Source organism: Micromonospora arida (genome assembly GCF_003857035.1).
In the GTDB taxonomy this organism is placed as follows: domain Bacteria; phylum Actinomycetota; class Actinomycetes; order Mycobacteriales; family Micromonosporaceae; genus Micromonospora; species Micromonospora arida.
On record NZ_QGSY01000320.1, the window covers coordinates 1 to 12,101 of the forward strand.

General features: G+C 71.7%; 9 protein-coding genes. All 9 read left to right on the forward strand.

Going from position 1 to position 12,101, the window contains the following annotated elements; translation table 11 throughout:
• Positions 1–684, forward strand: a 684-nt coding sequence (locus DLJ58_RS31740) for a UbiA prenyltransferase family protein (protein WP_124862278.1), incomplete at its 5' end; no start/stop codon positions are given.
• Positions 681–1,634, forward strand: coding sequence for a sugar phosphate isomerase/epimerase family protein (locus DLJ58_RS31745; protein WP_124862281.1), 954 nt, complete (start codon positions 681–683; stop codon positions 1,632–1,634). The genes DLJ58_RS31740 and DLJ58_RS31745, both read left to right, overlap by 4 nt.
• Before the next feature lie 54 nt (positions 1,635–1,688).
• Entirely contained in the window at positions 1,689–2,297 is a 609-nt protein-coding gene (locus tag DLJ58_RS31750; protein ID WP_124862284.1) for an EboA domain-containing protein, read from the forward strand.
• A complete protein-coding gene (locus DLJ58_RS31755) occupies positions 2,298–3,155 on the forward strand; it encodes a TatD family hydrolase (protein WP_124862287.1) in 858 nt (285 codons plus the stop codon).
• Complete coding sequence (eboE, locus tag DLJ58_RS31760) at positions 3,155–4,354, forward strand: metabolite traffic protein EboE (protein WP_124862290.1); 1,200 nt, start codon at positions 3,155–3,157, stop codon at positions 4,352–4,354. Before DLJ58_RS31755 ends, eboE begins: the two co-directional genes overlap by 1 nt.
• Positions 4,351–5,766 (forward strand): alkaline phosphatase family protein, encoded by a 1,416-nt coding sequence (locus DLJ58_RS31765; protein WP_124862292.1) that lies wholly within the window; start codon positions 4,351–4,353, stop codon positions 5,764–5,766. Before eboE ends, DLJ58_RS31765 begins: the two co-directional genes overlap by 4 nt.
• A complete protein-coding gene (locus DLJ58_RS31770; protein ID WP_124862295.1) occupies positions 5,763–6,830 on the forward strand; it encodes a polyprenyl synthetase family protein in 1,068 nt (355 codons plus the stop codon). Before DLJ58_RS31765 ends, DLJ58_RS31770 begins: the two co-directional genes overlap by 4 nt.
• A gap of 218 nt (positions 6,831–7,048) precedes the next feature.
• Entirely contained in the window at positions 7,049–9,904 is a 2,856-nt protein-coding gene (locus tag DLJ58_RS31775) for a PQQ-dependent sugar dehydrogenase (protein WP_208741444.1), read from the forward strand.
• A 75-nt stretch (positions 9,905–9,979) separates the two neighbouring features.
• Positions 9,980–12,088 carry a ThuA domain-containing protein gene (locus DLJ58_RS31780; protein WP_124862298.1) on the forward strand — a complete coding sequence of 703 codons (2,109 nt, stop codon included), beginning with the start codon at positions 9,980–9,982 and terminating at the stop codon, positions 12,086–12,088.
• Positions 12,089–12,101: the final 13 nt, after the last annotated feature.

Consider the following 12,101-nt stretch of genomic DNA (forward strand, 5'->3'; position numbering starts at 1 on the left):
GGCGTGGGCCTGGCCGCCGCCGTGGGCGGTCGCCGCGCCGCCGCGCTCGCCGTGCCGCTGGCCGCCACCATCTGGGGGTACGACCTGCTGGCCAAGAACACCGCGGCGGGCCCGGCCGTGATGGCCGCCTGCCGAGGGCTGGACGTGCTGCTCGGCGCGTCCGGCGGCCGGATGAGCCGGGCGTTGCCGGCGGCGGCCACCGTCGCCGCGCACACCTGGACTGTCACCGCGCTGTCCCGCCGGGAGGTCACCGGCGCCGACGCCACCCTGCCGATGCGCACCCTCGCCGGCACCGCGTTGGTCGCCGCCAGTGCCGCCGTGGCCGTGCCGGGCGCCCGCCACGCAGCCCTCCGAACCGCGAACCCCGCCGGGGCCACCGACCGGGCCGGGACCGTCGACGGAACCGGCGTGCGCGCGGGTCGCAGCCGGTCGGCCACGATCTCGGCGCTGCTGCCCGCGGTGTTGGCCGGGTGGTACGCCGCCCGGTACGGCGCGGCCCAGGCCGCTGTGGTCCGGGACCCGTCGGCCGGGCGGGTCCGCGCGGCCGTCGGCGCCGGGATCACCGGGTTGCCGGCCCTCCAGGGGGCGCTCACCGCACGGGGTGGAGCGGGTCTGCTCGGGGTGGCCGTCGCGGCGGCCGCGCCGCTGGGTCGACGGCTGGCCCGGAAGGTCTCCCCGACATGAGCGTCCCCGAGCCACGGCCCGGTGCGCCGGCCGCCGACGCCACCACGCTGCGTCTCGGGTACGGCACCAACGGCTTCGCCAACCACCGCCTCGACGACGCGCTCGCCGTCATCGCCGACCTCGGCTACGACGGGGTGGCGCTCACCCTGGACCACGACCACCTGGATCCGTTCGCGCCCGGGCTCACCCGCCGGGTCGCCGCTGTCGGTCGACGGTTGGAGTCGCTGGGCCTGGCGGTGGTCATCGAGACCGGAGCCCGCTACCTGCTCGACCCGTGGCAGAAGCACGCCCCGACGTTGCTGCACGACAACCCGACCCGGCGGATCGAGTTCCTGCGCCGGGCCGTGCGGATCGGTGCCGACCTGGGCGCGGAGGCGGTCTCGTTCTGGGCCGGTGTCCGACCCGAGTCGGTGTCACCGCAGTGCGCCTGGGACCGGCTGGTGGCCGGCTGCGCCACAGTGGTCGACGCGGCCGACGCCGCCGGCGTCACCCTCGGCTTCGAACCGGAGCCGGGCATGCTGGTGCAGGACATCGCGGACTGGCGTCGGCTGCACGCCGCTCTCGAGAACCCGGCCCGCTTCGGCATCACCCTCGACATCGGCCACTGCCGGTGCCTGGAGCCCTGGCCGGTGCCGCAGTGCGTCGCCGAGGTGGCCGACCACCTGGTCAACGTGCAGATCGACGACATGCGCCGAGGCGTGCACGAGCACCTGGAGTTCGGCGTCGGCGAGATCGACTTCCCGCCGGTGCTGGCCGCCCTGGCGGCGGCCGGCTACCAGGGGCTGGTCGCTGTGGAGTTGCCCCGCGACTCGCACGCCGCACCCGCCGTGGCGGCCCGGTCGATCGAGTTCCTGCGTGCCGCCGCGGCCACCGATAACGACCCTGCCCGCACGCTTTGCTCTGCACCCGCCGAGGCGACACCCGCCAAAGAGGCCCCGGTGCATATATAGGTGCAGAGCAAAGGGTGGCGGGGCACCGGCGAGCAGCACAAGGGAGGAGACGGGATGACACCGGATTCACTGCGGGCCGCGCTGGGAGGCGTACCCGATCCCGATTGGCTGGACACGGCGCTGCGCCGGGTCACCACCGAGCCCACTGCGATCACCCGGCTCTTTCCCGCCGCCGGCCGACGCTGCGGGCGGGCGGCGCTGCCCGACGTCCCCGGCTGGACCGCCGACGACGCGGCCCGGGTGCTGCTGCTCACCAGCCTGCCCGGCGAGCACGCGGCGTACGCCGAGCGTCTCTACCAGCACGGTGACGCGGCCGAGCGACGAGCCGTGCTGCGCGCCCTGCCGCTGCTGCCGATCGGCGCCGACGGGGTCCCGTTGCTGCACGACGCGATCCGGACCAACGACACCCGGCTGGTCGCCGCCGCGATCGGCCCGTACGCCCGGCACCTCGACCAGGCCGCCTGGCGGCAGGCGGTGCTCAAGTGCGTGTTCAGCGGCGTCCCCCTGGCCAACGTGGCCGACCTGGACACCCGGGCCGACGGCGAGCTGACCGCGATGCTGGCCGCGCTGGCCGCCGAACGGCACGCCGCCGGCCGGGAGTTGCCCGCCGACGCCAACGACCTGCTCCACCGGCTCACCGCCGCACTGCCCCGGGAGGCGTGAATGCGCATCTTCGACCCCCACATCCACATGACCTCACGCACCACCGACGACTACGAACGGATGGCCGCCGCCGGAGTGCGCGCGGTGGTGGAGCCGGCGTTCTGGCTGGGTCAGCCGCGCACCAGCGCGGCCTCGTTCACCGACTACTTCGACTCGCTGATCGGCTGGGAGCCGTTCCGGGCCGGGCAGTTCGGGGTGCGCCACTTCGCCACCATTGCCCTGAACCCCAAGGAGGCCAACGACCCGCGCTGCCGGCCGGTCCTCGACCTGCTGCCCCGCTACCTGGACAAGGACGCGGTGGTGGCGGTCGGCGAGATCGGGTACGACTCGATGACGCCCGAGGAGGACGAGGCGTTCGCGGCGCAGCTCGCCCTCGCTGTGGCGTACGACCTGCCGGCCCTGGTGCACACCCCGCACCGGGACAAGGCGCGCGGCTGCGACCGGACCCTCGCGGTGGTAGCCGAGTCAGGCATCGACGCGGGTCGGGTGGTCGTCGACCACCTCAACGAGGTGACAGTGAAGCTGGTCCGCGACAGCGGCTGCTGGCTGGGTTTCTCCATCTACCCGGACACCAAGATGACGCCGCAGCGGATGGTGGAGTTGCTGCGGGAATACGGCACGGAACGGATGCTGGTCAACTCGGCGGCCGACTGGGGGCGCTCCGATCCGCTGCTGACCCGAGCCACCGGCGAGGCGATGCTCGCGGCCGGCTTCAGCGACGACGACGTCGACAAGGTGCTGTGGCGAAACCCTGTGGAGTTCTACGGGCAGTCGGGGCGGCTCGACCTCAGCGACCTGGACGCCGCCGCCGCCGTGGACCCGCAGACCGGCAACTCGATCCTGCGCGGCGGCAGCTGATGCGGCTGCGACATGCCGGCGGCGAGACCGTCCACCTGGGCTACTGCACCAACGTGCACCCGGCCGAGGACCTCACCGGCATCCTCGGTCAACTGGACACCTACGCGGTGCCGGTCCGCGAGGCGCTCGGCAGCGACCTGCTCGGGCTCGGCCTGTGGCTGGCCGCCCCGGTCGCCGCCGAGTTGGCCGCCGACCAGACGCTGCGCCGCCGGTTGCGCACCGAGCTGGACGTGCGCGGCCTGGAGGTGGTCACGCTCAACGGCTTCCCGTACGCGGCCTTCCAGGCCCCGGTGGTCAAGCAGGACGTGTACCACCCGGACTGGACCACCGAGCAGCGCCTGACCTACACCCTGGACCTGGCCCGGGTCCTCGCCGACCTGCTGCCCGACGATGCCGCCCGGGGTTCGATCTCCACGCTGCCGCTGGCCTGGCGTCAACCGTGGGACACCGATCGGGCCGACGCGGCCCGACGCCGACTGGACCAGCTCGCCGCCGGCCTGGCCGACGTGCAACGGGACACCGGCCGTGAGGTGCGCGTCGCCTTCGAGCCCGAGCCCGGCTGTGTGGTGGAGAGCACCGGTCAGGCGGCCGCGCTGCTGTCCGGGATGGACACCGAACGACTGGGTGTCTGCGTCGACCTCGCCCACCTGGCCTGCGCCTGGGAGGAGCCGGCCGAGGCGCTGCACCGACTGCGGGCGGCCGGACTGCCGGTGGTGAAGGTGCAGGTCTCGGCCGCTGTCGAGGCCGCCGACCCGGCCCGCGACGCCGAAGCGTTGCACCGCTGGGTGGAGCCGCGCTTCCTGCACCAGACCCGGGGCGCCGATTGCGCCGGTCTGGCCGACCCGGCCGAGCCGACGTACGCGGCCGACGACCTGGACGAGGCATTGGAGCGGGCGCTGCCCGGGCCGTGGCGGGTGCACTACCACGTGCCGCTGCACGCCCCACCCGAGGAGCCGCTCGGCTCGACCCTGCCGGTGCTTCGTGCGGCCTTGAGAGCGCTCTTCGACGGCCCGACCGCCGGCTGCGACCACCTCGACGTCGAGACGTACACCTGGGGGGTGCTGCCGGCCGCACGACGGCCCGGCACCGACGCGGAGCTGGCCGCCGGCATCGCCGCGGAGCTGGCCTTCGCCCGGGACGAACTGGTCGGCCTCGGCCTGACCGCAGAGCGAACCGTGAGTATGGGAGTGACGCGATGAGCCGGCGACTGGTGGTCCTCGACGTGGTGGGGTTGACGCCCCGACTACTGGCGCACATGCCTCGACTGCGTGGGGTCGCCGACGGCGGCTTCCGGGCCGAGCTGGGCACCGTGCTGCCCGCCGTGACCTGCTCGGTGCAGTCCACGTTCCTCACCGGCGAGCAGCCCAGCGGGCACGGGATCGTCGGCAACGGGTGGTACTTCCGGGAGCTGGGCGAGGTGTTGCTGTGGCGGCAGCACAACGCGCTGGTCGGCGGGGACAAGCTCTGGCAGGCCGCCCGTCGGGCCGAACCCGGCTACACGGTGGCCAACGTCTGCTGGTGGTACGCCATGGGCGCCGACGTCAACTGGACGGTGACGCCCCGCCCGGTCTACTACGCCGACGGGCGCAAGGAGCCGGACTGCTACACCGACCCGCCGGAGCTGCACGACGCGCTCACCGGGAGGCTGGGCACCTTCCCGCTCTTCACCTACTGGGGGCCGACGGCCGGGTTGCCGTCGTCGCGGTGGATCTGCCAGGCGGCCGAGCAGATCCTCGCCGACGTGTCACCCGACCTGACCCTGGTCTACGTTCCGCACCTGGACTACGACCTGCAACGCTTCGGTCCCTCGTCGGCCCAGGCCGCCGCGGCGGCAGCCGAGCTGGACGCGGTGCTCGGCCCGCTCCTGGACGCCGCCCGGGCTCGGGACGCCACAGTGGTGGTGCTGTCGGAGTACGGCATCACCGACGTGTCCCGGCCGGTGGACGTCAACCGGTTGCTGCGCGCCGAGGGCCTGTTGCGGGTGCACACCCAGGCGGGCATGGAGTACCTCGACCCGTGGACGTCGAAGGCGTTCGCGGTCGCCGACCACCAGATCGCGCACGTCTACGTCCGGGACCCGGCCGACGTGCCGGCGGTGGCGAAGCTCTGCGCCGGCCTGCCCGGGGTGGCCGAGGTGCTCGACGCCGAGGGCAAGGCCGCACACGGGCTGGACCATCCGCGCGCCGGTGAGCTGGTGCTGGTGGCCGAGCCGGATGCCTGGTTCACCTACTACTACTGGCTGGACGACGCCCAGGCACCGGACTTCGCCCGGCTCGTGGAAATTCACCGGAAGCCGGGTTACGACCCGGCGGAGCTGTTCTTCGACCCGGCCAACCCCGGTGCCGCGAAGGCCCGGGCCGGGGTCGCCCTGGCCCGCAAGAAGCTCGGCATGCGGTACCTGATGAGCGCGGTCGGCCTCGATGCCGGCGCGCGGGCGGTGCGGGGCTCGCACGGGCGGCTGCCGGACGACCCGGCGGACGGCCCGGTGCTGCTCTGCTCCGACCCGACCGCGGCCCGGGACAAGATCGCGGCGACCGAGGTCAAGGCGCTGCTGCTGGAGCTGGCCGGGCTGAGCCCCGGCGATGCGGGCGGTTCGGGGGAGGGTTCATGACGGTCACCGTCGCGCCCACCGACACCAGCGGCCTGCGGGCGCGCTTCGACGCGGAGCTGGCCGGGTTTCTCAGCCGGCAGGGTCCGGACTGGCCGGACGGGGCGCCGCGGGGGGTGTTCACCGCGCTGCAACGGTTCGTGCTGGCCGGCGGCAAGCGGATACGACCCCTCTTCTGCTACTGGGGTTGGCGCGGCGCGGGCGCGGCCGACGGCACCCCGATCGTGGTGGCCGCGGCGGCCCTGGAGCTGTTCCACGCGTTCGCGCTGATCCACGACGACATCCTGGACGGCAGCGACCGCCGCCGGGGTGAGCCGTCGGTGCACCGGCTCTTCGCCGACCTGCACGCCCGCTCGTCGTGGCGCGGTGACCCCGAGGCGTACGGCCGCAACACCGCGCTGCTCTGCGGTGACCTCTGCGCGGCCTGGTCGGATCAGATGTTCCACGAGTGCGGGCTGAGCACCGAGCAGGTGCACCGGGGGTACGGCGTCTTCGCGCTGATGCGTACCGAGGTGATCGCGGGGGAGTACCTGGACCTGGTCTCGGGCGTGGGCGACGGGTCGGTGGCCAGCGCGCTCACCGTGATCCGGATGAAGGCTGCCCGGTACACGGTCACCCGGCCGTTGCAGATCGGTGCGGCACTGGCCGGCGCGGGGCCGGAGTTGATCGCCGCGTTGGGCGAGTTCGGTGACCCGCTGGGTGACGCGTTCCAGCTCCGCGACGACGTCCTGGGCGTGTTCGGTGACCCGGCGGTCACCGGGAAGTCGGTCCTGGACGACCTGCGTGAGGGCAAGCCCACCGTCATGATGGCGCTGGCCCGCAGCGCCGCCGACCGGCCGCAGACCATCCGGCTGCGGGAGCTGTTCGGCAACCCGGCGTTGGACGCCGAGGGCGCGGCGGAGCTGCGCGACATCATCGAGGCGACCGGCGCGCGGGAGCGGATCGAGCAGATGATCCGGGTCCGGACCGAGGCCGCGCTTTCGGCCCTGCAGGACGCCATGGTGGCCGATGAGGCCCGCGCGGCCCTGGTTGCGCTGGCCGGGCAGGCGATCGACCGACGCGCCTGACCGGCGACTTTCGATCAAATCGACAAAAGTTGATGCTGAACCGCCGGAAGGTATGGACACATCGACACGTGCGACTTAGTGTCGTGACCAACACGACAATGTTTCGTCGAGGTGAACCGGCGGCGCGGTAACCCATCGACCCCCCACCACCGCTACGGCATCCGGCGCGACGGCGCGCGCCCGGCCTGGCAGTCACACGTCAGGAAGGGACAGCACAGATGTCCATGAAGGACGCTCCCAGACAACGGTCCCGACGATGGTTCTCCGCCGGATCCGCGCTGCTGCTGGCGGTCGCCGCCGGCACGGTCACCTTCGCCGCCGGCTCGGCCCCCGCCCAGGCACATACGATCGTCGCCAGCGACTTCCAGCAGGTCGAGCTGGCCCGTGGCGTGACCGACATGGGTGAGCCGATGTCGCTGGCGGTGCTGCCGGACCGGTCGGTCCTGCACACCGCCCGCAACGGCACCCTGCGCCGCACCGACGCCAACGGCACCACCTCCGTGATCGGCACCCTGTCGGTCTACACGCACGACGAGGAGGGGTTGCAGGGCGTCGGGGTCGACCCGGGCTTCGCCAGCAACCGCTACATCTACCTCTACTACGCCCCGCCGCTCTCCACCCCCGGCGGCGACGCGCCGGCCACCGGCACCGACTTCTCGGCCTGGAACGGCGTCAACCGGCTCTCCCGGTTCACCCTCAACTCGGACTTCACGCTCAACCAGGCCAGCAAGGTCGACGTGCTCGACGTTCCGGCCAGCCGGGGCGTGTGCTGCCACGTCGGTGGCGACATCGACTTCGACGCCGCCGGCAACCTCTACCTGTCCACCGGCGACGACACGAACCCGTTCGAGTCGTCCGGCTACTCACCGCTGGACGAGCGGACCAACCGCAACCCCGCGTACGACGCGCAGCGCAGCGCCGGCAACACCAACGACCTGCGCGGCAAGATCCTGCGGATCAAGGTGAACGCCAACGGCACGTACTCCATCCCGTCGGGCAACCTGTTCGCCCCCGGCACGGCCAGGACCCGGCCGGAGATCTACGCGATGGGGTTCCGCAACCCGTTCCGGATCAGCGTGGACAAGGCCACCGGGGTGGTCTACGTCGGTGACTACGGGCCGGACGCCGGCTCCACCAGCTCCACCCGCGGGCCGTCCGGCCAGGTGGAGTTCAACCGGGTCGCGGCACCGGGCAACTACGGCTGGCCGTACTGCACCGGCACCAACACCGCCACCGAGACGTACAACGAGTTCGACTTCGCGACCAGCGCCAGCGGCGCGAAGTACAACTGCACCGGCGGGCCGACCAACAACTCGTTCCGCAACACCGGCCTGACCACCCTGCCGCCGGCCCAGCCGGCCTGGATCCGGTACGCCGGCGACGCCGGCACCCCGACCGAGTTCGGCGGTGGCTCCGAGTCGCCGATGGGCGGCCCGGTCTACCGGTACAACGCCTCGTCGACCTCCACCACCAAGTTCCCGCAGTCGTTCGACGGGCAGTTCTTCGCCACCGAGTTCGGCCGAGGCTGGATCAAGCCGATCCACGTCAACTCCGACGGCTCCCGGGGCACCATCGACACCTTCCCGTGGGTCGGCAAGCAGGTGATGGACTCGGCGTTCGGCCCGGACGGCGCGTACTACGTGCTCGACTACGGCACCGGTTACTTCAACGGTGACGCCAACTCGGCGCTCTACCGCTTCGACTACGTCGGCGGCGGCAACCGGGCGCCCACCGCGAAGGCCAGCGCCAACCGCACCTCTGGCGCGGCCCCGCTCGCGGTGACGTTCTCCTCGGCCGGCTCGGCCGACCCCGAGGGCGGCGCGTTGACCTACGCGTGGGCGTTCGGTGACGGGACCACCTCGACCGCCGCCAACCCGACGAAGACCTACAGCGCCAACGGCACCTACACCGCCACGCTGACGGTGCGCGACCCGCAGGGCGCCACCGGCAGCAGCAGCGTGCAGATCAGCGTCGGCAACACCGCGCCCACGGTCACGATCAACAACCCGGGCAACGGTCAGCTGTTCGGCTTCGGGGACACGGTGGCGTACAGCATCACGGTGACCGACCCGGAGGACGGCACCATCGACTGCACGAAGGTCAAGATGACCTACGTGCTCGGGCACGACCAGCACGGGCACCAGATCACCTCGAAGACCGGTTGCTCGGGCTCGATCACCATCCCGGTCGACGGTGAGCACGACGACGCGGCGAACATCTTCGCGATCTTCGACGCCGAGTACACCGACGCCGGTGGGCTGACCACGCACACCCAGCACACGTTGCCGCCGCGGCACCGCCAGGCCGAGTTCTACGGCACCTCGTCGGGGATCAACGTGTTCAGCAAGACCCCGGCCGAGGGTGGCAAGACCGTCGGCGACATCAACAACGGCGACTGGATCGCGTTCCAGCCGTACCGGCTGGGCAACGTGACCTCGTTCAACGCCCGGGTCTCCTCGGCGGGCGCCGGTGGCACCCTCCAGGTCCGGGCCGGTTCCGCCACCGGCACCGTGCTCGGCTCGGCCACGGTCCCGGTGACCGGCGGCTGGGAAACCTTCACCACGGTCACCGGGACGATCAGCAACCCGCCGACCGGCACGACCACGCTCTACCTGACCTTCGCCGGGTCGGGCACCGGGGCGCTCTACGACCTGGACGCCTTCACCTTCGTCACCGGGACGCCCCCGGCCGGTGGGGCCGGGGCGATCAAGGGCCTCGGCGGCAAGTGCCTGGACGTGCGCAACGCCGCCACGGCTGACGGCACGCAGATCCAGATCTACACCTGCAACGGCAGTGCCGCGCAGACCTGGGCGGTCACCCCCAACTCCACGATCAAGTCGTTGGGCAAGTGCCTGGACGTGTCGGGTGCTGCCACCGCCGACGGCACGAAGATCCAGCTCTGGACCTGCAACGGGACCGCCGCGCAGAACTGGGCGGCCCAGGCCGACGGCACCCTCCGCAACACGTCGTCGGGCAAGTGCCTCGATGTCTCCGGCAACAGCTCCGCTGACAGCACGGTGGTCCACCTCTGGACCTGCACCGCCGCCGCCAACCAAAAGTGGACCCTGCCCTGAGCTGGCGGGAGGGGCCCTTCGACAACGCCTAGTGTGATGCGAGGGGCCCCTCCTAACCGCAATTAGGAGAGCGATATGCGCAGACGCCTGCGACCCGTCCTCGGTGCGGCCATGGCCGCACTCGCCGTCATCGCCTGCACCACCCCGGCCACCCCGGCCAGCGCCGCCGACGCCCCGTACGACGTGCTGGTCTTCTCCAAGACCGCTGGTTTCCGGCACGACGCGATCCCGGTCGGCATCCAGACCATCCGCGACCTCGGCGCGGCGAACAACTTCACCGTCACCGCGACCGAGGACGCCGCCGCGTTCACCACGAGCAACCTCAACCAGTACGAGGCGGTCGTCTTCCTCAACACCACCGGCGACGTGCTCAACGCCAGCCAGCAGACCGCCTTCGAGTCGTACATCGGCTCCGGCCGCGGATACGTGGGTGTGCATGCCGCAGCCGACACCGAGTACGACTGGCCGTTCTACGGCAACCTCGTGGGGGCGTGGTTCGCCTCGCACCCCGCGATCCAGCAGGCCAACATGAAGGTGGAGGACCGGGGCCACGCGGCCACCGCTCACCTGCCGCAGACCTGGACCCGCACCGACGAGTGGTACAACTACCGCACCAACGCCCGGTCGAGCGCCCACGTGCTGGCCACCCTTGACGAGTCGTCGTACTCGGGCGGCGGGATGGGTGCCGACCACCCGCTGAGCTGGTGCAAGAGCTACAGCGGCGGCCGGTCCTTCTACACCGGGGCCGGGCACACCCAGGCGTCGTACGCGGAGTCGGGGTTCCGGAACCACCTGCTCGGCGGCATCCGGTACGCCTCCGGTCGGAGCAAGGCCGACTGTCGGCCCGAGACCGGCTACACCCCGCTGTTCAACGGCTCGACGGCCGGCTGGTCACAGGCCGGCCCGGGCAGCTTCACCAACACCGACGCCACCCTGACCTCGGTCGGCGGCATGGGGCTGTACTGGTACAACGCCAAGCAGTTCACCAACTACTCGCTGAAGCTGGACTGGAAGCTGGCCGGTGACGACAACTCCGGCATCTTCATCGGGTTCCCACCGTCGAGTGACCCGTGGTCGGCCGTCGACAACGGGTACGAGATCCAGATCGACGCCACCGACGCGACCGACCGCACCACCGGCGCGGTCTACACCTTCAAGTCCGCCGACATCGCCGCCCGCGACGCGGCGCTGAACGCGCCGGGGGAGTGGAACACGTACGAGCTGCTGGTCGAGGGCGAGCGGCTACAGATCTTCCTCAACGGGGTGAAGATCAACGACTTCACCAACACCAACCCGGTCCGCTCGTTGGCCGGTCACATCGGCATCCAGAACCACGGCACCGGTGACGACGCCTCCTTCCGCAACATCCGGATCAAGGAGCTGGGCACCACGCCGCCGCCCACCGGCACGATCCAGGCCGAGGCGTTCAGCTCGGCCAGCGGTGTCTCCGCGTTCACCAAGGCGGGGGCCAACGGCGGGCAGACCCTCGGCTACATCGAGCCGGGCGACTGGGCCGCGTACAACGGGGTCAACCTGGCCGGGGTCACCTCGTTCACGGCCCGGGTCGTCTCCGGCGGCGCGGGTGGCGCCATCCAGGTGCGCACCGGTTCGGCCACCGGCCCGGTGCTCGGCACGGTCGCGGTGCCCAACACCGGCAGTTGGACGACCTACGCCAACGTCTCCACGGCGCTGTCCAACGTCCCGTCCAGCACCCAGAACCTCTACCTCACCTTCACCGGTAGCGGCACGGGGCTCTTCGACCTGGACGACTTCACCCTGGTCAAGGGCAGCAGCGGCGGCACCGGTGTCGGCCCGATCAAGGGTCTCGCCGGCAAGTGCCTGGACGTGCGTAACGCCGGCACCGCCGACGGCACGCAGATCCAGATCTACACCTGCAACAGCAGCACGGCGCAGACCTGGACCGTGACGCCGAACTCGACGATCAAGGCGCTCGGCAAGTGCCTGGACGTCTCCGGCAGCGGCACCGCCGACGGCACCAAGATCCAGCTCTGGACCTGCAACGGCAGCGGCGCGCAGAACTGGGCGGCCGCGTCCGACGGCACCCTGCGCAACCCGTCGTCGGGCAAGTGCCTGGACGTCTCCGGCAACAACTCCGCCGACAGCACCATCGTGCACCTCTGGACCTGCCTCAACGCGGCCAACCAGAAGTGGACCCTGCCCTGACCAAGTAACCGGA

Excerpts from the sequence above, each read along its gene's own strand:
- DLJ58_RS31745 (WP_124862281.1), top strand. The coding sequence starts at position 681 with ATGAGCGTCCCCGAGCCACGGCCCGGTGCGCCGGCCGCCGACGCCACC.
- DLJ58_RS31775 (WP_208741444.1), top strand. The coding sequence starts at position 7,049 with ATGTCCATGAAGGACGCTCCCAGACAACGGTCCCGACGATGGTTCTCC.
- DLJ58_RS31770 (WP_124862295.1), top strand. The coding sequence starts at position 5,763 with ATGACGGTCACCGTCGCGCCCACCGACACCAGCGGCCTGCGGGCGCGC.
- eboE (WP_124862290.1), top strand. The coding sequence starts at position 3,155 with ATGCGGCTGCGACATGCCGGCGGCGAGACCGTCCACCTGGGCTACTGC.
- DLJ58_RS31765 (WP_124862292.1), top strand. The coding sequence starts at position 4,351 with ATGAGCCGGCGACTGGTGGTCCTCGACGTGGTGGGGTTGACGCCCCGA.
- DLJ58_RS31755 (WP_124862287.1), top strand. The coding sequence starts at position 2,298 with ATGCGCATCTTCGACCCCCACATCCACATGACCTCACGCACCACCGAC.
- DLJ58_RS31780 (WP_124862298.1), top strand. The coding sequence starts at position 9,980 with ATGCGCAGACGCCTGCGACCCGTCCTCGGTGCGGCCATGGCCGCACTC.
- DLJ58_RS31750 (WP_124862284.1), top strand. The coding sequence starts at position 1,689 with ATGACACCGGATTCACTGCGGGCCGCGCTGGGAGGCGTACCCGATCCC.